Origin of the sequence: Vibrio paracholerae, from assembly GCF_037672085.1 — a bacterium.
GTDB classification, from domain to species: Bacteria; Pseudomonadota; Gammaproteobacteria; order Enterobacterales; family Vibrionaceae; genus Vibrio; species Vibrio cholerae.
Genome location: NZ_JBBHLM010000002.1, coordinates 2391985 through 2412760, shown reverse-complemented (window position 1 = coordinate 2412760; position 20776 = coordinate 2391985). Strand labels below are relative to the sequence as shown.

Sequence of the window (20776 nt, the reverse complement as noted above, 5' to 3'; positions counted from 1 at the left end):
TACTGCTTTGTCGTACGCCTTAGCGTTTTATAGTGGCATTCGATTGCGTATAGAGATGGCAGTTAGAAAAGCGGCCATGCTCGATTTGGCGCAGTACGGTCGGTACCTTAGTACAAGCTTCATGAACTCGATCGCAGCGAGCTTGGAAACGGCAACCTTGAGGAATGTCCAACAGGTTGAGCGGGTTTCCAGGGATCCCTGTGAGTTTTGTTTTTGGTCCAGTTAATGGTGGAAAAGAACTTCCCAACCCTTTGGTATAAGGGTGGTAAGGGGTTTCCAGAATTTGTTTTGAAGGAGCAACTTCAATCAATTCACCGGAGTACATGATGCCGATACGGTCTGAGAACTCGACCATCAGTGACAAGTCATGAGTAATGAACAGAATAGAGAAACCAAACTCTTCTTTGAGTGCGTAGATCTTCTGCAGAATTTCACGCTGAACGACAACATCTAGCGCGGTCGTAGGTTCATCCATAATGATCATTTTTGGATTGAGTGCGAGCGCAATCGCAATCACCAAGCGTTGACGCATACCACCCGAGAACTGGTGCGGATAATCGTTAAGACGGCTTGGGTGAATATCTACAATTTCTAACAGCCCTTCAGCACGACGTTTTGCTTGTTCACGCGTCATATTGGTATGGCGCATGATCACATCGCAAAATTGCTCTTCCATGGTCAGAACTGGGTTCAGCGCGTTCATCGCACTTTGGAACACCATCGACATTTCTTTCCAACGGAACGCTTGCATACGCTCATCACTGTATTGCAGGATGTCTTCACCGTTGAAGATCACCTCGCCACCAGTGATGAACGCGGGCGGCTTGTGCAGGCGCATCAGCGAGAAGGCAACGGTGGATTTACCACAACCGGATTCACCCGCAAGGCCAAACACCTCACCTGGGGCTAAATCAAAGCTCACATTGTTACAGGCACGGACGTCACCAGCATCGGTAATGTAGTCCACGCATAAGTTGCGGATTGAGATTAATGGCGTAGTCATGATTATTTATCTCCGCTCCAAAGTGCATTTTGTGGTGGTACGTTCGGTTGACGCGCTTTTTGGTCTTGCTTGGCCAGATTTTTCCAACGTTTCATGCCTTTGTGTGAACGCAGTTGCGGGTTAGCAATTTCATCAACCGCAAAGTTCAGCAAAGCGAGACCTGTGACCAACAGAGTCAAAGATAAACAAGGTGCCAGCAGTTCCCACCAGGCGCCAATCAGCATCGAAGATGAGGTTTGTACGTTGTAGAGCATGATGCCCCAACTGATGGTGTTCGGATCGCCCAAGCCTAAGAAGGAGATCGTCGCTTCCATCATGATCGCGTACATCACCGAACCGATAAAACTTGCGCCGACAATCGAAATCAGGTTTGGCAGAATCTCAATAAAGATGATGCGCCATGAAGATTCGCCTAGTACTTCTGCGGCTTTCACAAACTCTTTCTCACGCAGTGCCATGGTTTGCGAGCGAACCACACGCGCACCCCAGGCCCAGGACGTACAGCCAATAATCAGCGCGATGGTGAGAGGTCCTGCTTCCCCAATAAAGGCAGCTAATACGAACAGCAGTGGGTATTGTGGAATCACCAGCATGATGTTCATGGCGGCCGTCAGAAAATCATCAATCTTCCCACCAAAGTAACCCGCTGAAATACCGATCACTGTAGCTAAGAAACAAACCGTAATCCCCGCGCCGAAGCCTACTGCGAGGGATACGCGAGCACCATAAGCGACTTGTGACCACACATCACGCCCCATACGTGTGGTACCAAGTATGTGGTCGGCTTTTTTCGACATCGCAAGAGTACGGCGATCTGTCGCTAGGTTTTCAGAAATCCAGCCATCAGGATTGGCTTTAGCTGCTTTTACAATAAACGCAGGGTATTCATGTGGATTCCCCGTACGTTTATCCGGTGCATAGGAGGTGATCAGTGGTGCGGCTAGCGCGATAAATAAAAATATGCTTAAGATGACCACACCAATCATCGCCATACGGTTGCCGCGTAAAAGTTTCCAAAGTGCTTTCATGATTATTTACCTCCCTTGCGTAAGCGAGGGTCTAGAACAACGTATAACATGTCTGCAAGCAGGTTAAAGAACAGCATGAACAGCGTCATGATGAGGAGCTGGCCTTGCAGAACTTGGTAGTCACGTGCGGTAATTGCGTTGAACAGTACGGTGCCTAAACCTGGGTAGTTGAAGATGATTTCGATAATCAACTGACCACCAATTGCCATACCGAGTGACATCGATAGTGCCGTTACACTTGGTAGTAGGGCATTGCGTGCGGCATAGTTGAACACTACTCGGTTTTCGCTCAGGCCTTTGCCTTTTGCCATGGTGATGTAATCTTCAGCGAGCAGGTTAATCATGTTGTTACGCATGTTGACTAAGAAGCCACCGATTTGCACGATCGAAGCACAAAACAGAGGAAGGGCTGCGTGATAGCCCACGTCTTTGATGAATGCCCAGTTCGTCCAATCTGGTGTAGTACCTGCTGTGTATGCGTAGCCAGTCGGGAACCAACTTAAACCGATAGCGAAAGTGAACATGGCGAGCATGGCAATAACCACTTGGGGTACAGCCTGAATCACCAGCATTCCCGGAGTAATAAAGGTGTCGTAACGGCTACCCCGTTTCCATGCAGCAAAAATACCCAGCACAGAGCCGATTGAGAAAGAGATGATAACCGCAGTACCGGCAAGGAATAGTGACCAACCAAATGCACCACCAAGCAGCTCATTCACACTTAAAGGGTAGAATTTGATTGAAGTACCCAACTCCCAAGTCAGAATGCTTTTGATGTACGTCAGATACTGCACATACCAAGGACCTTCAACAAAGCCAAGTAACTGTTTCATGGCTTCGATACGTTCTGGAGTAACCTGTGCGGTTGCGTGAGCAAACATCATGGTGACCGGATCACCTGGCATGGCACGCGGAATAATAAAGTTTAATGTTGCTGCGACCAGCAACGCGGCAAAATAGAACGACAATCGTCTTAAAAAGTAACCCATAACTTACACCTTACTCACCCAGTTTTGTCCTGTCTCTGGTTTCAGGTCTCGCCCCTAGCGAATTTGAGAGCGAGAAATCCCCTGACGACGAGCGCCATATGTTTACTTAACAACATGAGGGGATTTAGATAGGCGGCGCACAGCGTGCGCCGCAAGAAATGAACGTGTATTACTTAACTGGTTTCAGATCCAGTACGTGTAGTAGACGCTCTGGGATACCAGCCCAAATGCTTGGACGGCCCTTCGGATTTTCTTCGCTCCACCAGCCAGTGAAACGAGTGGTGTTGTACTGATACATCCATGCACCAGACATTACAGGGATAGTCACTTGGTTTTCAGCAATGATCTTCTGAATACCATGAGCGATCGCTAACTGCTCGTTCTTGTCCGCTGTTTTGTAGAAGCTGTCTAGCAAACCATCGAGCTTCTTGTCGGTGAAGTAGTGCATCGCAAAGCGTGGCATACCGTCACCAGATTGTAGTGCTGAGTTGTAAGCGCTATTGAAGTAAGTGTAAGGATCCGCACCATGGAAGTAGTTGGTGTAAGCCACATCGTAAGTACCTTCCAGCATTGCTTGGTTGTAAACCGCGAATTCTGGAGTACGAGCACGTGCCTTGATACCCACTTCTTGTAGCTGCTCAACCGCCAGTTGAACTGTGTTGTTAAAGTCAGTCCAGCCGTTTGGAGATTGGATCAGCAGTTCAAAAGACTTGCCTGATGGGGTGTCAACAAAGCCGTCACCATTCACATCTTTGAAGCCTGCTTTTGCCAGTAGTTTTTTCGCGCCTTCAACGTCATAAGTGTTGAAGCCTTTGTACTTTTTGTGGGTCGCTTCATCAGACCATGCTTCGAATGCGTAGCCAAGGCCAGATGCGAAGTCATTCACTGTACCGCTGCCGTAGAATGCGATGTCAATGATGGTTTGACGATCCAGAGCCATAGAGAACGCACGACGGAAATCTACGTTAGTCAATGCTTCTTTTTTCGCTGGATCTGGGTTTTTGAAGTTTACCATGAACGCCTGTGTACCTGATGCTGGGTACCAGTAATGGTGATTAGGGTTCGCTGCGGCGTAAGTACGGTCGATATCTGGAACGAATGAAGAGGTCCAGTCGAGTTCAGAGTTAACGATTTTGCCCAGTAGTTGGTCGTTGTTTGCGATTTGTGGAACACGCAGACAGTCAACTTCTAGGTTAGCGGCATCCCAGTAGTTCGGGTTACGACACTGGATGTACAGTTGTGGAGTGAAAGTATCGATCACAGTGAAAGGACCAGTACCTACTGGGTTTTCGTTAGTGAAGGTGGTTGGCTCTTTCACATCTTTCCACACGTGCTCAGCAACGATAGGGATCAGAGAAATTTCATAAGGTACGTTTGAGTTTGCTTCAGACAAACGGAAACGCACTTTGTACTCGTCCACTTTCTCAACGCTGGTAACCCACTTGTTGATACCACGTTGATCGAGTTCTGGTTTCGCTTTCAGCAGGCCGAAAGAGTAAACCACGTCGTCAGCTGTGAATGCTTCACCGTCAGACCACTTAACGCCTTTGCGGATATCGAAAGTTACGCTCATCAGGTCGTCAGCCATTTTGTAGCTTTCTGCCAGACGGAAAACAGGCGTATTACCTTTCATTTCATTGAATACAACAAGAGGCTCGTAGATAAAGTCAGTGGTTGTACGCAGGTTAGTCGCTAGGTACGGGTTGAAGTTACGTACCATTGTAGGGTAGAAATCTGGCACGATGGTGAGCTCACTACGTGCAAACGCTGGAGCTGAAACACTGGTTGCTGCTGCGATTACTGCGGCGGCTAGTGCTGTCTTTTTAATATTGGCAAGCATAGCTGTTCCTTACTAGTTGCTTTCATTTCACTAATGGATGGAATGTCATCAATTGATAAACACTCTCCAAGACCTACCTCATCACTTTTACCCCGTCGGAGGGTGGGGAGTCATGAGTGGCCTGTAGGCCTTTGGCAGGAGTAAGAAAACACCTAGCCAAGAAATTTATCAATTGCAATTCCCGTTAAAAACGTCAAAACCTAGATGCCCTACGTCATTAACGTCAAAATACCTTCTGATGTGTGATTTTTGTACAAAAAATGCGAAGTGATTCAACTCGCAAAACGGGTACGGTTTAGTTAGGTTTGTTAGTGTTTACTTACTTATTTGGCCTTGTTTGATAATGGTTTTTTGCCTGAGTGCTATTTGCGAGATCTCGCTCACTAGCCTGATTTTACGTTAATTTAATCGATTAAATTAAATCTGGCGAATTGTTGTGACTCCCTTCGCAATCTCAAACAAAGACTGGCGAATTGAGGAGTATGAAGTCTTTTCTTACCGTTTTATCCCGACTTTTTGAATACAAGAAGAGGGGAGTAATATGCTTTTTTTATCTCTTGAATCAAGTCTGAGTATGTCACTCTAGTGCTCAATATAAAGAGACGAATTCATTTGCGATTGGAAGCTGCGTGGTATTGGTTTTGTTGGTTCACCCTAATCACATAGTTTACCTATGCTCATGGGATTCACTTACTTGCCGCCTACCTATAACTCCAAGTTGTTTGGGTATGGTGTGTCTAGAATGGTTTATCTGTGCTCATGGGGATAAATTCTGTTGTTGTCCAGCGGCAATTCAAGTTGCTTGGGTATGCCACTTCAAGACCCTGATTAACCGCGCTGGGAAAACGTTTTGTAATGGACATAAAAAACCCACCATGCGGTGGGTTGGCAGTTATCACTGTTTGGCGAATGGTGTTACTCACTAGTCAGGAGCTTTTGCAATTTGTCGCGCTGCATTTCGATATGGGTGCGCTCAGGGCCTGATTCTTTGCAATGCTCAAGAATGTAATCGAGCGAGTTCAGTACGGTTCGCCAACGCGGTGTTTTAGGCAGTGTCTCAATTCGTAAGTATTTGTCTAGGGTACGAGTTTGTAGTGTGCTGCGGTCAAGATAAACGCGCCATAAGCCACTTTGTTCGGCAAACGTGAACTTGCTTTGTCCTGAGACTCGTTCCCAATAGTTCAAGGCACTGGTCATGGCTTCGACTAACACGGCGCGCATCAAATCCTGTTTCGATTGATACTCGCCAGAGGCTTTATCAGCAATACGAGTAAACTCACCACCCAGCTCCTTGAGTTTTTGCAGCTTGTCTTTATCGCCTTCGAAGGCATAGCTAGACAGGGCTTCTATCGCGGTTTCTAGGTTATGAATCCGTGCGGCATTGACGCTGCCGCCGACATTAAAAATGTACATCGCTTGTAAGCCAGAGCCTTGTGGCAAGCGCAGGACATCGGCAGAGAGGTGTTGGCGCACATCATCGACGTAAACATCAATATTGCCGCAGTAATGTTCTTGTTCAATATTCAAGAATTTAGGTGCAATCAGTTCTTCGGCGTTGGAGCGTTTGAGCTGCTCAGGGGTACGTCTAAATAAACGTGCTGCCGCTTCGTTAGCAAAACGTACTTTATTGCCTTCTTTGACGCACAAAATCGCTTCTGGCGCAGATTCTAGTTGCTCCAATAAGCGGCCTTGGGTTTCCAATAGGCTTGCTTCTACCATAGCGCGATGCTTCAACTCTTTTTGCAGTTGGGCATTCTCAATGCGGCGCAGTTCGGCTTTGCTCGCCGTGAGGTGAGCGACAATGCGCGCGGCCAGCTCTTGTTTGTTGAATGGTTTGGATAAGTAGTCATTGGCTCCAGCTTCAAACCCTCGTACTCGGTCATCAGATTGGTTGAGGGCCGTCAGCATAATAATAGGCAGTTCAGCGTGGTCGTAAGTTTGTCGAAGTTTTTCACACACTTGATAACCGCTCATGCCTGGCATCATGATGTCGAGTAACACCAATTCAGGTTTTTCACGTTTAATTGCTTCAAGTACTTGATGGCCATCTTGTGCGGTATGGACGCGATAACCTTCAAGACGTAAAAAGCTGTCCAGCACACGCAAGTTGACAGGCTCATCATCGGCGACCAACAGAAGTGGGCCATGTTCATTTTCGGGTAAGGTGCTTTGCTCGGGCAGTTCAGTATCTAACACTTCCGGTGCTTGGAAGTGGGGGAGCTCGGTCAAGCGCGCTTGAGCAATCTCTTCTTCGCTCGCCAGAGGCAGCGTGAAGCTAAAGGTAGTGCCAACCATCGGCTGACTACTTACGTAGAGAGTACCGTGCATCAATTCGATTAACTGGCGACTGATGGAAAGCCCGAGTCCTGCGCCTTGGCGATAGCGACTCGCATCGTGGCCCGCTTGAATCAATGGCTCAAAGATGTGCTCCAGTTGTTCTGCTGGAATGCCTTGACCTGTATCCACCACCTGCACACGCACTTTATCGTCAATATAGGTTGCGGAGATAACAATTTTGCCTTCAGAAGTGTACTTAATGGCATTACCGATCAAGTTATACAGGACTTGCTCTAAGCGTTGAGGATCTGCTGAAACCCAGACCGGTTGTTCTGAGACTTGATTAATAATGCGCAGCGTTTTCTTGCCAAGTAAATGGTGAGAAAGCTCTAAGACCAAGCGCGTAGCGCTCGATAAATCGACGGCACACCTTTGAATATCCAGCGCACCATAGCGCATTTTGTGGTAATCGAGTAGATCATCAACCAGAGTCGCCAAACGCTGACCACTGCTGATAATGATGTCGAGTTGATACTTGTGCGCCGCTGAAATAGGGCCATTTGCCCCCGAGATCAGCGCTTCGGCAATGCCAATCATGCCATGCAATGGGGTTCGTAATTCATGTGATGTGGTCGCGAGGAACTCATCTTTTAGCTTATTGGCTAGTTGTAACTCATCGTTTTGCTTACGAATGATCAGTAAATTGCTCTCTAACTCTTTATTTTGCGATTTGATCAGCGATATTTTTTCGCGAATGGAACGCTGCATACGCTCAAAACTGACCGCCAAGCGGCCAATTTCATCTTTGCGTTCGGTATTGATCATGGCTTCATCAAGATCGCCTGCCGAAACACGTTCGGCTGCCCATGTCAGCTTCAAAAGCGGTGAGGTAATGAAATTGGAAAGGTAATGCGAGGCGATGACCACTAAGACAATGGCCGTCAACATCGCAAAAACAAACAGTTTTTCTAACTGACGAACGCGGGCAAACGCTTCTTTCTCAGGCAGTTCCACCACCAAAGCCCAATGAATATTTTTCAAATTGATCGGTGCGTAGGCTGCGATGATCTGTTCACCATCGGTATTGGTGTAAGTGCCTACGGCGCGTTTACCCGATAAGGCTAAATCGACCACTTCTTTGCTTTTTTCAACCGCAATTTCGGCGGAAGTTAAGGTTCTTGAGCGGTGATCTTGCCCCACTAAAATAGTTTGCATAGAAGGATAGCTACTGCCTTCTGCGATAAGTTTTGTGATCGCATTGCTCGGTAAACGGAACATGGCGTAGCTATGTAAATAGCCTTGCTGAATAATCGGTGCGCCAAGCCAAGCGTATTGTTTGCCATTCTCTTGCACAAAATCAGAAATCACGACGGGGGTGAAATCTTCGTTGTTTTTGCGCTGTTCATTGACCGTTTGTTCTAAACGTTTGAAGGTATGGCCTAGATTGGAGTCTTGGTATTTGCCCGTTAATAAGTTGGTGCCAAAATTGTCGTATTTATAGATCGAATAAACGACGTTGCCATCAATATCGACTAATAAGATGTCATCAAAATCCGACCGTTTAAGTAGTTCTAAATAAGCCCAGTGATAGCGTTTATGCAGCAGTCTGTAGCGTTCACTGCCTACATAGCTGCTTGATTGAGGAAGTATTGATGTTTTAATTTGGTCACCAGAGCCAGCAATATAGCGCTGCTGAGCATGTTCACGAGCCGCTTCAATACTGACGTCTAAGCGCTGAAAAGCATTGACCAGACCATAAAAACGTCCGCCACTGGCATAAGCTAATTCGGAGCGGACAAAGCCCATCACTTCTGACTCTTTGGCCATCATATAGTCGATGACCTGTTGCTGTTTATTATCCCGAACTGAAACCAAGTAAGATGTGCTCTGCTGCTCCAGATCTTTACTGTGTGAATGTAGGAAAAACAACGCAGTAATAGTCAACGGAATAATGCTGAGGGCAAGAAATGCCGCCATCAAGGTATTTTGCAGGCGTTTGAATTTTTGTTTTCGATAGAACCTAAACATAATTAAGGTGTTACTTTCGGTGAAACTCTGCGGCGATCGCCAAGCATGAGTGGGTGATAGACAAGGAAAACCTAAAGTAACGAAATTAACGAGTTTTTTTACTTTGACAAGTAAGTCCAAGCTAAAGCGTGGGCATAGACGCAAAAAACGTGAGGAGAATGCCGCTTTTGAGGCTGATTTACGTTAAAAGCGGCAAAATGTAACCAGTTATTTTTTTGCGTGATAGATGGCAAATTTATTGGTTTTAGCGGCGATATCGCAGTGACCAAACGCTTGCTCAAGAATTGGCGGATATTTCAAAAAGCTGTTTGCCACCACCCAGATCGAGCCTCCCGAAGCAAGATGATCTACAGATTCGGCAAGAAGACGCTCTGTGGCGTTATAGCTGGTCTCCAATCCCGAATGGAATGGTGGATTGGTCACAATATAATCGTAGTGATGCCCGGTGTCGGAAAACATATCGGATGGATAAACGTCGCCGTGCAGTTGGTTAGCCACTAGGGTTTCTTGGCTAGAGCGAATCGCCAGAGCGCTGATGTCTGTCATCTCTAGTGCAATATTAGGGTTGAGCTTTGCCATCACACAGCCCAAAACGCCGGCACCACAGCCAATATCGATTACCTTGCCATTCAGGGCTGGTAGGGTATCGAGTAGTAAGCGACTTCCCAGGTCAAATTCGCCATGGCTAAAAACACCCGGCAAGCTACGGATAATCAGCTCATGACCTTGATAGTTTACCGCGTAAGATTTAAACCAGTGCTCAATCTCAAAAGCGGCTGGAGTATGGACACAGTGTCCCCAATAAAATGAGCAGCGGCGTGCGGAGTCGTATTTGTGGATTGGACCATAAGCTGCGAACATTTTTTCAATGCTCTTCACTCCAGAGCGGTTTTCACCGACCACCACAATTTCAGTGCCTGTACCGAGCTTTGCCAGTAGCATCGCGAGTAAGTATTCCGCTTCTTGCTTGGCTTTAGGCCAGTAAAGCAAAATCAGGTCAGCATTGAGATCTGCTGTTAATTGCTCGCCAAAGTAGCGAGTAATCTCAGGGTAAGCTTTGAGCTGCGAATAGTAGCCGTAATGCGTGGTAAACACCGAAACGGAAGCGCAATATTGACGAAGTTCGATGGGAAAACGATCTTCAACTTCGCCCGCTACCAGTACATGCTTATCAGCAAAATAGTCGAGTTGACGAAGGGCGATTTCACTCGGGGCAGTATAAGGTTGCATGACACGCTCTACTCAAGAAAAGGGGGCAGATTTTCGCACACTCTGCCCCTTGAATGAAACCCTAACTTAGACTTAGCTTCGGTCTTGCTGATCTAAAAAGCTGCGAAACTCTTCTTCGTAGATATTAAACAGCACCATGGTGATGGCAAAAATCAGCGGGCCATAAATTAAGCCAATTAAACCAAACAACTGAATACCGCCGAGCAGGGAGAAGAAAATCATCAAGGTATTCATCCCTGCACTGCCTTGCATTAAGAAGGGGCGGAGTAAGTTATCAATCGAGCCCACAACCGCAACACTCCAAATGGCGAGGAAAATCGCCCAAGTCGTATCACCGGTTAAAAATAGATAGAGTGTCGCAGGGATCCAAATTAACGCGGTACCGACGACGGGGATAAAGGACGCAAAGCCCATCATGGTTCCCCAAAAAAGTCCCGGGAAACCTGCCAGCCACATGCCGATTCCCCCTGCTAAACCTTGTGCGATGGCGGTTAAAAATGAGCCCATTACCGCTGACTTGGAGACATTTTCTATCTCGCTGAGCAGGCGATCTTCTTGGCTGCGAGAGAGGGGCAGAATATGGCGAATCGCACTGATGATTTTGTCGTGATCGCGCAGCAGGAAAAACAGCACAAACAGCATCAGGAAAAAATGCATTACGAAGCTGGTGGCATCCCCGAGAATTTTTGCGCTAATACTGACTAAATTACTGCCGAATGTGGTTGCTAACTGACCAATTCGTTGGGCGATTTGTTGGGGGCTGATCTCTTCAAAAGGCAGATAGTGATTGGCTAAGCTGAGCCCTTTGACCACCCAAGGATGGTTAAAGAGAGCCTGAATTCCGCCTTGTGTAACCCATGCGTAGAGGTTTTGTGAGAACTTAGAGCCTTGTTGAACAATGGCCCCAAAAATAAACAGTAGGGGAATAACGATGATGACGGTTAGCACAACACAAGATAAAAAGGCCGCTAAATTGTTGTGTGAAGGCAGTTTTTTTTCAAACCAATCATGGATTGGAAACATCAAGAGCGAAATGATGAAGGCCATTATTATCGAGTTGATGTAAGGCTCGACCAACCAGTAACACGCGAGTGCAGAAGCGAGCAGCGCCACAACTAATACGCGATGACTGGATGCTAATTTGATTTTTTCTGACACAGGAGTTGTCCACCTAAAGGAATTGGAAGCGTTATAATGACGCCAATTCAGCTGGTTAGCAATCCGGAGGTCGAGATGGGCTGTTGTGATAAAAATGAATGTTGTGACAAGAAAGCGAAACGCAGACCGATTCCGTGGTTTGGCGTAGTGCTTTGTGCTCTCGTGCTACTGAGTCTCTATTATTGGCAATAGATCTGCACTCAATGAAAAAGGCAGCCGAGGCTGCCTTCGCAAAGTGGTGACCCAAATTAGGTGACCCACAGTAGGTTAAGCTTTCGCTTCCGCTGCCAAAATCGCAAAGCTACGATCTGCGGCTTCCAACGTGGCTTCAATCTCTTTTGAACCGTGCGCCAGTGAGGTAAAGCTTGCTTCAAAGGCAGAGGGGGCGAGATAAACGCCGTGTTGCAGCATCAGATGGAAGAAACGTTTGAAACGCTCTACATCGCAACGGGCGACATCTTCATAGCAAGTCACTGTCTCTTGTTCGGTAAAGAAGAAACCGAACATTCCGCCAACTTGGTGTACTAAAAGTGGAATACCATGTTGATCGGCCAGAGATTTAAAGCCATCAGCCAGTTGCTTGGTTTTCGCGGCTAAGCGCTTTTCATTGCCTTCTTCACGCAGTAGATTCAGACAGGCATAGCCTGCTGCCATCGCGATTGGGTTGCCTGATAGTGTACCAGCTTGGTAAACCGGGCCTGTTGGCGCAATGTATTGCATCACTTCACGGCGACCACCAAAAGCGCCGACAGGCATACCGCCACCGATCACTTTACCAAGTGTCGTCAAATCGGGTTTGATGTTGTAGTGCGCTTGAGCGCCGCCCAATGCGACACGAAAACCAGTCATCACTTCATCGAAAATCAGTAGTGCGCCTTCTTGGTCACAAATTTCACGCAGCCCTTCGTGGAAGCCTTCCACTGGTGGGATACAGTTCATATTGCCAGCCACGGGTTCAACGATAATGCAGGCGATTTCACCTTGATTGGCCGCAAACAGCTCACGCACTGAGTCTAGATCGTTAAAACGAGCAGTTAAGGTATGTTTAGCAAAATCAGCAGGAACGCCGGGTGAGCTTGGTTGGCCTAGAGTCAAAGCCCCAGATCCCGCTTTAACGAGTAAGCTGTCAGCATGACCATGGTAACAGCCTTCAAACTTGATGATTTTGTCACGGCCTGTATAACCACGCGCAAGACGAATGGCACTCATCGTGGCTTCAGTGCCCGAGTTCACCATACGCAACTGTTCCATTGAAGGAACGAGCTCAGACACCAACTCTGCCATGGTGATTTCCATCTCGGTGGGTGCACCGAAACTTAAACCGCGTTGTGCAGCTTGAATCACCGCTTCACGAATTACCGCATGGTTGTGGCCGAGAATCATTGGTCCCCATGATCCTACGTAGTCAATGTATGCTTTACCATCGGCATCAAAAATCAGCGCGCCATCGGCACGATCAATGAAAATCGGTGAACCACCCACTCCGTTAAAGGCACGAACAGGAGAGTTAACTCCACCCGGAATAGTGGTTTGCGCCTTTTGATACAACTCGGCTGATTTGGTCATGCTAGTTTCCTCTTATGATGAATCGGACCAATTTTGGGGCGCATTGTACGCCTATGCTCCAGTGGGTGAAATGTTTTCGCTACATTTTGATCGATTTTCCCTGCCTGTATCCGCAAAATAGCGAGCAGGAAAGCGAATATATCCGCCAAGTTGATTCGGATTAAGGCTAATACTTGAACGGCCAACTCAGGTATTAGATAATCGCCGCCATTATCACTATTAGATGTGCAGCACATCGGATTTTGCGGTGTTGTTGTATTTTCCACGAATGAGAGAGGTCATCGTGAGCGAAGTTAATGTTCCATTATCCTTTTCTGATGCGGCAGCACAACGTGTTAAAGCGTTGATCGCAGAAGAAGAAAATCCATCGTTAATGTTGCGTGTTTACATCACTGGTGGTGGTTGTAGCGGCTTCCAATATGGCTTTACTTTCGATGAAACCGTCAACGAAGGTGATACCAAAATTGAGAATAGCGGCGTCATTTTGGTGGTTGATCCTATGAGTTTGCAATATTTGATCGGCGGTGTGGTCGACTATACCGAAGGTCTCGAAGGCTCAAGATTCTTCATTAACAACCCCAATGCAACGACCACGTGTGGTTGCGGCGCATCATTTAGCGTCTAATCCTGAGATTTTTCAGGAAAATAAGGCCAGTCGATAAACTCGATTGGCCGACGCTGCGTATTAGGATGTCACGTAGCGATTACAATAAGGAATAGTTATGTTTCCGCTCAAAACATCTTCATCTAAAGCGCGCGACTACTTTCTACATCAACCTTGGTTGATTTCTTTTGCCTTAATTATTCTGTTAGCACTCTGGTTAGGTCTAGGTGATTCCAATGCTAAAGAGCCGAAAACGGCGACGGAAATACAAGTCCCTCTAGCCAAAGTCGGTTATCAAACTTTTAACGCCACTCAAACCGATAAAGTTATCGAGTTGTATGGCCGCACAGCGCCGGATCGGCAGGCTAAAATTGGCGCTGAAATTGCTGGGCGGATCGCCGAGGTGAAGATTGCGAAAGGGCAAGTGGTCACCAAAAACCAGATAATCGCCTTGATTGATAAAGGCGATCTGGATGCCCAGTTAGAGCGAGCGAAAGCGCAGCTCAAAGTGCGACAACAAGAGTTTAATGCGGCTAGTGCACTGAAAAATAAAGGCTTACAAGGCGAAGTCGCTTTTACCAATGCTGCGGCTGCTCTCACAGACGCACAATCCTCGCTCAGTACTGTGCAACGTTTACTGGATAATACCCAAGTTCGCGCCCCCTTTGATGGTGTCGTGGAGACTTTACCTATCGAAAAAGGCGATTTTGTTGGGATTGGCGATCCGGTTGCCTCCATTATCGATCTGCACCAGTTGGTGATAGAAGCGGATGTCAGTGAGCGACACATTCAACATGTGCAGCTTGAACAAGCGGCGCGGATCCGCTTTATCGATGGCACGCAAACACAAGGTAAAGTCCGCTATATTTCTAGGCTCTCATCGCCTGCAACCAATACCTTTGCTATTGAAGTTGAGGTCGATAACCCACAACAAGCCATTCCTGCAGGGGTAAGCGCAGAAGTTGAGTTGAGTCTAATGTCTCAAGCCGCGATCAAAATCACCCCCGCCATGCTCGCTCTCGATGAAGAGGGCAACCTTGGCGTGAAAACGTTGCAAAGTGAATACGTCAAATTTGTGCCAATCCAACTGGTGAAAGCAGAACAAGATGGTGTCTGGTTAACCGGACTTGGCGAGCAAGTGGATATTATTACCCGTGGACAAGGATTTGTTCGCGATGGGGATAAGGTTCTCGCCACTCAACTCAGCGCAACCCACTAGGAGTCGCAGCATGTTCACTCTGATTGATGCGGCGCTGTCTCGTACGCGCACCATGTTGACCTTACTGGTGTTCATTTTGGTTGCGGGTGTGGCGACTTACCTGACCATTCCCAAAGAGTCGAGCCCCGATGTCACCATTCCTATCATCTACGTTTCGGTGAGCCACCAAGGTATATCTCCCAGTGATGCAGAAAGATTGATTGTTCGTCCTCTTGAGCAGGAAATGCGCTCGATTGAAGGTGTGAAAGAGATGACGGCCACAGCATCAGAAGGGCATGCTTCTGTCGTACTGGAATTCAATGTGGGTGTCGATTTAGCCAAAGCGATGGCGGATGTGCGTGATGCAGTCGATTTGGCCAAACCCAAATTACCGGCGGATAGTGATGAGCCGACGGTGAATGAAGTGACGCTGGCGGCGGAGCAGCCTGTTTTATCTGTGGTGCTCTACGGTACAGTACCGGAGCGAACGGCAGTTCTGATAGCCCGTCAATTACGCGATAAATTGGAAAGCTTTCGCCAGATCCTATCTGTTGATATCGCAGGGGATCGTGAAGAGATCGTGGAAATCCTCGTCGATCCACTGCTTATGGAGAGCTACGGACTGGATCAAAGTGACATCTACAATCTGATTGCACTCAATAACCGAGTGGTCGCCGCCGGATTTGTTGATACTGGTTACGGCCGCTTTTCGGTCAAAGTGCCTTCCGTATTTGAATCGTTGAAGGATGTGTTAGAGCTGCCGATTAAAGTCGAGGGTAAGCAGGTTATTACGTTCGGTGATGTGGCCACAGTACGCAAATCTTTCCGTGATCCTGAGAGTTTAGCTCGCTTAGATGGTAAACCCGCCATTGTTTTGGATATCAAAAAACGTTCTGGTGAGAATATTATTGAAACCGTTGAGCTAGTCAAAGCGGTTTTAGGCGAAGCTCAAGCGCGTGACGATTGGCCTAATAATTTATTGGTGAAAACGATTTGGGATGAGTCGAAAGATGTCAAACTCATGCTCAATGATCTACAAAACAATATTCTGTCCGCCATCATTCTCGTCGTGGTGGTGATCATTGCGATTTTGGGCGTACGCACTTCGCTATTGGTTGGGGTTTCGATTCCTGGGTCTTTTTTGACTGGGCTATTGGTACTGGCCGTTTTCGGTCTGACAGTCAATATCGTTGTGCTGTTTGCTCTCATCATGGCCGTTGGCATGCTGGTGGATGGTGCAATCGTAGTCACCGAATTTGCGGATCGACGCATGCAAGAGGGTATGCATCGAAGTGAAGCCTATCGCGATGCGGCGAAACGTATGGCTTGGCCAATCACCGCCTCTACCGCGACCACGCTGGCTGCTTTTGCCCCGCTGCTGTTTTGGCCAGATGTGACTGGCGAATTCATGAAATACCTTCCGCTGACCTTAATGGCGACGCTCACTGCCTCTTTAGTGATGGCGCTGCTCTTTGTTCCGGTATTGGGAAGCTTGTTTGGTCGTCCGCAGAAAGTGACCCAAGCTAATCAAGCGCGGATGGTGGCGCTGCACAATGGTGATTTTTCACAAGCGACGGGGATCACCAAAGCCTATTACCACACGCTTGCCATAGCGATTCGCCACCCGATCAAAATTTTGTGCGGTGCGCTACTGATGTCTGCGGCGATTGCGTTTGCTTATGGCAAAGCAGGTTTAGGTGCAGAGTTTTTTCCTGAAGTGGATCCGCCTTTTTTCTCGGTCAAAGTGCGCTCTTATGGCGATCTGTCGCTGAATGAAAAAGATCGCATCATGAGTGATATTGAGCAGGTGATGTTAGGCCACGATGAGTTTGAAAGTGTCTATACCCGTACGGGTGGCGATGACGAAATTGGCGTCGTACAGATAACCCCCGTTGATTGGCAATATCGTCGTAGTGTTAAAGCGATTATTGAGGAGCTGGAGCAAGTCACCAATACCTTTCCAGGGGTTGAAATCGAATACAAATTCCCAGATGCAGGGCCACCTGTTGAGCACGATCTGGAGATTGAAATTTCAGCTCGCGTTGCAGACGAACTCGATAAAGCCGCTCAGCAAGTGAGGTTATGGGCAAAGGGCAATCCGGCACTGACCAATTTAAGTGATAACGGCAGTAAGCCTGGGATTGATTGGAAAATTGATATTCGACGTGATGATGCATCACGTTTTGCGGCCGATGCTACTTTGGTGGGCAATACCGTACAGTTTGTGACAAATGGCCTCAAAATTGGCGATTATCTTCCTGATGACAGCGATGAAGAAGTCGATATCTTGGTGCGTTATCCGAGTGAATATCGCGATATTGGACGTTTTGAACAACTACGCGTAAAAACCGCGCAAGGTTTAGTGCCACTTACTAATTTTGCGCAAATTATTCCAGAGCAAAAGCAGGATACGATTCATAGGGTAGATGGTCGACGGGTGATCAGCGTGATGGCCGATCTCAAGGATGGGTACAACTTAGCGCTAGAACTTCCCGCCATTGAACAGGCGCTACGTGATCTCAATTTACCCACTAGTGTGGAATTTCGTATCCGTGGTCAAAACGAGGAACAAGAGCATTCAGCTGTCTTCCTCGAAAAGGCGTTTATGGTTGCACTCGCGGCGATGGCGATCATTTTGATCACTCAGTTCAATAGTTTCTACCAAGCCTTCCTGATTTTGACCGCGGTGATTTTCTCTACCGTAGGGGTTTTTGCTGGATTACTGATTTTCCAAAAACCGTTTGGCATCATCATGTCTGGTATTGGGGTGATTGCCCTAGCGGGGATTGTGGTGAACAACAATATCGTATTGATTGACACCTATAATCAATTGCTTAAGCGTGGCTTGAGCCGTGAGGAAGCGATATTACGCACGGGAGTGCAACGCTTGCGTCCAGTGCTTCTGACGACGGTAACGACAATTTTAGGTTTACTGCCTATGGTGCTTGAGATGAATATTGACCTCATCAATCAGAAAATTGAGTTTGGTGCACCGAGTACCCAGTGGTGGTCACAGTTGGCGACTGCGGTGGCCGGAGGATTGGCATTTGCAACGGTACTGACCTTAGTGCTTACCCCTTGCTTGCTCATGTTAGGGCGGCGAAGAAAAGGGGTAAGTGAAGACGAAGCCCCTCAAGATGCGCAGAGTTAAACATGCCATAGCGACAGAGTGAATGTTGATAAAAGTTAGGCCAGCGATTGCTGGCCTAACTTTTTTCCACCACGAGATGATTATTGATTGGCATACAGTAACTGACTGTAGCGTTCCAGTTTTGCCATTCGTTGCTTCGCATTTGCAATAAAGGTCTCTTTTGCTTTGCCAGTCAGTGATTGTGCTTGTGGCAATTCAACTGTACGCGGGTTTTTGTGGATGCCATTAACCAAGAATTCATAATGCAAGTGAGGGCCGGTAACTCGTCCTGTGCCTCCCAAGGTACCAATAGTTTGTCCTTGTTTGACTCGATCTCCGGTTTTAACTAGACGTCGCTGTAAGTGTAGGTACTTAGTAATGTAGGTATTGCTATGGCGAATGTAGACATAGTTACCATTAAATTGGTTATAGCTGGATTTCTCAACCACACCATCACCAGCCGCCCAGATAGGTGTTCCTACCGGTGCAACATAGTCGGTACCACGGTGAGCTTTAACTTCTCCCGTTACTGGATGGAGTCGGCGAGGGTTAAAGTTAGAAGAGACGCGACGAAAATCGAGCGGCGAACGCAAGAAGGCTTTTTTCATCGCTCGGCCATTCTGATCGTAATAGTTGCCTGTATTGTCATCCAAAATCGCAGTAAAGGTTGAACCTTGGTTGATAAAAGTGGCTGCAATAATGTTGCCGCGACCAATCACAGAGCCTTCGACGACTTTTTCTTGGTAGAGTAATTTGAATTGATCCCCTTCGCGAATATCGAGCGCGAAGTCGATATCCCAGCCAAACATATTGGCTAACTCAATGATCTGGTTAGCACTTAGCCCTGAGGCGATACCCGCATTCCAGAAATTAGAGGTGATTTTGGCTTCGGCGTAATTGAGTTGGAAGGTGACTTCTTTCTTATCAAACTCAGAGGTAAAACCAGAATCTGAACGGGTCACCACAAAGGTTTCATAAGGGCTAATGGTGCGTTTTAGCTGAACTAATTGGTTATTTTTGTCAAAGCCAAATTTCAATTCGTCTTTAGGCATTAACTTAGAAAGCTGACTATTGATGTCACTGTTGCTGGAGGTTAATTCGTAAAGAACTCGTGATGAGAGTCCTGCCCGCTGGAAGAGTAAAGCGGCACTTTCACCGTTGGCTACTTGGTAGGTTTCCCAACGCAGCATAACAGAGGGTGGGGCGATTACTTCTTCCTCTGGTCTCGTAATCAGTTGTTTATCGAGAGTGACAGGATAGTGACGTCCCACATCTAACTGAGCATCTGGTTTATGTAATTCTTCAGAATTGGGCAGAAAAAAAATGGCGAAGACAATAATGGCGCTAAACGCGGTGATTAACACTCGATGCAGCCAAGGAAGACGATTGAAAAGAGAAAGCATGTTCAGTTCAAATTCATTTAATTATTAACAAAATCGCTGTCGGGTAGTCTAACTGGTTTCAAAATGCATCGCTATTCAAGTAATATGTCCAACTATCATATTTTTGCCAAATCTGTGGGAGTGAACAAGAATGGCGAGTATTGAAGCCGCTTTAGCCGAGATTAAACGTGGTGTTGAAGAGCTGATCCCCGAAGAAGAGCTCATTGCTAAGCTCAAAGAAAATCGTCCGCTGCGAATTAAGTTGGGGGCGGATCCAACGGCTCCGGATATCCATCTAGGCCACACGGTAATCCTCAATAAGCTTCGTACTTTCCAGGATTTAGGTCATGACGTGACATTTTTGATTGGTGACTTTACCGGAATGGTCGGTGATCCAACCGGAAAAAATACCACACGCCCACCTTTGACGCGCGAAGATGTGTTGCGTAATGCGGAAACGTACAAGCAACAAGTGTTTAAGATCCTCGATCCTGCCAAAACCAAGATTCAATTTAACTCAGAATGGTTGTCACAACTGGGAGCGGAAGGGATGATCCGTCTGGCTTCAAACCAGACAGTCGCTCGTATGTTAGAACGTGATGACTTTAAAAAGCGTTACAACAATGGTCAGCCGATTGCGATCCACGAGTTTATGTACCCATTGCTGCAAGGCTACGATTCTGTTGCGATGGAAACCGATGTTGAGCTTGGTGGTACCGACCAGAAATTCAACTTGCTGATGGGGCGTGAGCTACAAAAATCCCACGGCCAAAAACCACAAGTGGTATTGATGATGCCTCTGCTGGTGGGCTTGGATGGCGAGAAGAAAATGTCTAAATCGGCGCATAACTATATTGGTGTGAGCGAAGCGCCGAGCGAAATGTTCGGTAAAATCATGTCAATTTCTGACGATTTGATGTGGAGCTACTACGAGCTGCTCTCTTTCCGTCCGTTAGAAGAAGTCGCCCAATTCAAAGCCGAGGTTGCTAATGGTGCTAACCCGCGTGATATCAAGATTTTGCTAGCAAAAGAGATCATCGCTCGTTTCCATTCACAAGCCGATGCTGACGCAGCAGAACAAGAGTTCATCAACCGTTTCCAAAAAGGGGCGATGCCTGAGGAAATGCCAGAGTTTGAATTCGAGGCTGGAATCGCTATCTCCAATCTACTCAAAGAGGCGGGACTTGTGGCTTCTACTTCTGATGCACTGCGCATGATTAAGCAAGGTGCGGTGAAGCTTGATGGCGAGAAGTTAGAGGATGCGAAGCTGATTCCTACTTGCGGTACATCGGTTTACCAAGTGGGTAAACGTAAGTTCGCTCGAGTGACCATCAAGTAATGGT

The 20776-nt window shown here is 47.2% G+C and carries 13 protein-coding genes; 4 read left to right on the top strand and 9 right to left on the bottom strand.

From position 1 onward, the window contains the following. Positions 1 to 19: 19 nt before the first annotated feature. From R4537_RS16025 to hemL, 8 genes are all read right to left on the bottom strand, one after another. Positions 20 to 1003 (bottom strand): ABC transporter ATP-binding protein, encoded by a 984-nt coding sequence (locus R4537_RS16025; RefSeq protein WP_000211040.1) that lies wholly within the window; start codon positions 1001 to 1003, stop codon positions 20 to 22. A gap of 2 nt (positions 1004 to 1005) precedes the next feature. Continuing rightward, positions 1006 to 2031 (bottom strand): ABC transporter permease, encoded by a 1026-nt coding sequence (locus tag R4537_RS16020; RefSeq protein WP_071179697.1) that lies wholly within the window; start codon positions 2029 to 2031, stop codon positions 1006 to 1008. Between the two features lie 2 nt (positions 2032 to 2033). After that, positions 2034 to 3020, bottom strand: a complete 987-nt coding sequence (locus R4537_RS16015) for an ABC transporter permease (protein WP_071179698.1) — start codon at positions 3018 to 3020, stop codon at positions 2034 to 2036. Between the two features lie 169 nt (positions 3021 to 3189). Next, a complete protein-coding gene (locus R4537_RS16010) occupies positions 3190 to 4860 on the bottom strand; it encodes an ABC transporter substrate-binding protein (protein WP_071179699.1) in 1671 nt (556 codons plus the stop codon). A gap of 915 nt (positions 4861 to 5775) precedes the next feature. After that, positions 5776 to 9309 carry a two-component system sensor histidine kinase ChiS gene (gene chiS / locus R4537_RS16005; RefSeq protein ID WP_175463874.1) on the bottom strand — a complete coding sequence of 1178 codons (3534 nt, stop codon included), beginning with the start codon at positions 9307 to 9309 and terminating at the stop codon, positions 5776 to 5778. A 63-nt stretch (positions 9310 to 9372) separates the two neighbouring features. After that, positions 9373 to 10395 carry a 16S rRNA (guanine(1207)-N(2))-methyltransferase RsmC gene (gene rsmC / locus R4537_RS16000; protein WP_071179701.1) on the bottom strand — a complete coding sequence of 341 codons (1023 nt, stop codon included), beginning with the start codon at positions 10393 to 10395 and terminating at the stop codon, positions 9373 to 9375. A 72-nt stretch (positions 10396 to 10467) separates the two neighbouring features. Then, positions 10468 to 11553, bottom strand: a complete 1086-nt coding sequence (locus tag R4537_RS15995) for an AI-2E family transporter (protein WP_071179702.1) — start codon at positions 11551 to 11553, stop codon at positions 10468 to 10470. 267 nt (positions 11554 to 11820) lie between these two features. Next, positions 11821 to 13119, bottom strand: coding sequence for a glutamate-1-semialdehyde 2,1-aminomutase (gene hemL / locus R4537_RS15990; protein ID WP_000167257.1), 1299 nt, complete (start codon positions 13117 to 13119; stop codon positions 11821 to 11823). Positions 13120 to 13402: 283 nt separating this feature from the next. On the opposite strand from hemL, the gene erpA reads away from it, so the two are divergent. From erpA to vexF, 3 genes are all read left to right on the top strand, one after another. Beyond that, positions 13403 to 13744, top strand: a complete 342-nt coding sequence (erpA, locus tag R4537_RS15985; protein ID WP_000005743.1) for an iron-sulfur cluster insertion protein ErpA — start codon at positions 13403 to 13405, stop codon at positions 13742 to 13744. 97 nt (positions 13745 to 13841) lie between these two features. Beyond that, a complete protein-coding gene (gene vexE, locus R4537_RS15980; RefSeq protein ID WP_071179703.1) occupies positions 13842 to 14942 on the top strand; it encodes a multidrug efflux RND transporter periplasmic adaptor subunit VexE in 1101 nt (366 codons plus the stop codon). Between the two features lie 10 nt (positions 14943 to 14952). Then, entirely contained in the window at positions 14953 to 18072 is a 3120-nt protein-coding gene (gene vexF, locus R4537_RS15975) for a multidrug efflux RND transporter permease subunit VexF (RefSeq protein WP_002031092.1), read from the top strand. A gap of 80 nt (positions 18073 to 18152) precedes the next feature. On the opposite strand, the gene R4537_RS15970 is transcribed toward vexF, so the two are convergent. Continuing rightward, a complete protein-coding gene (locus tag R4537_RS15970) occupies positions 18153 to 19454 on the bottom strand; it encodes a peptidoglycan DD-endopeptidase ShyC (protein ID WP_071179704.1) in 1302 nt (433 codons plus the stop codon). A 130-nt stretch (positions 19455 to 19584) separates the two neighbouring features. On the opposite strand from R4537_RS15970, the gene tyrS reads away from it, so the two are divergent. After that, positions 19585 to 20772: a tyrosine--tRNA ligase gene (tyrS, locus tag R4537_RS15965; RefSeq protein WP_000146479.1), complete on the top strand. Its 1188-nt coding sequence runs from the start codon at positions 19585 to 19587 to the stop codon at positions 20770 to 20772. Positions 20773 to 20776: the final 4 nt, after the last annotated feature.

Excerpts from the sequence above, each read along its gene's own strand:
- R4537_RS16015 (WP_071179698.1), bottom strand. The coding sequence starts at position 3,020 with ATGGGTTACTTTTTAAGACGATTGTCGTTCTATTTTGCCGCGTTGCTG.
- hemL (WP_000167257.1), bottom strand. The coding sequence starts at position 13,119 with ATGACCAAATCAGCCGAGTTGTATCAAAAGGCGCAAACCACTATTCCG.
- R4537_RS15970 (WP_071179704.1), bottom strand. The coding sequence starts at position 19,454 with ATGCTTTCTCTTTTCAATCGTCTTCCTTGGCTGCATCGAGTGTTAATC.
- R4537_RS16010 (WP_071179699.1), bottom strand. The coding sequence starts at position 4,860 with ATGCTTGCCAATATTAAAAAGACAGCACTAGCCGCCGCAGTAATCGCA.
- rsmC (WP_071179701.1), bottom strand. The coding sequence starts at position 10,395 with ATGCAACCTTATACTGCCCCGAGTGAAATCGCCCTTCGTCAACTCGAC.
- R4537_RS16025 (WP_000211040.1), bottom strand. The coding sequence starts at position 1,003 with ATGACTACGCCATTAATCTCAATCCGCAACTTATGCGTGGACTACATT.
- vexF (WP_002031092.1), top strand. The coding sequence starts at position 14,953 with ATGTTCACTCTGATTGATGCGGCGCTGTCTCGTACGCGCACCATGTTG.
- vexE (WP_071179703.1), top strand. The coding sequence starts at position 13,842 with ATGTTTCCGCTCAAAACATCTTCATCTAAAGCGCGCGACTACTTTCTA.
- tyrS (WP_000146479.1), top strand. The coding sequence starts at position 19,585 with ATGGCGAGTATTGAAGCCGCTTTAGCCGAGATTAAACGTGGTGTTGAA.
- R4537_RS16020 (WP_071179697.1), bottom strand. The coding sequence starts at position 2,031 with ATGAAAGCACTTTGGAAACTTTTACGCGGCAACCGTATGGCGATGATT.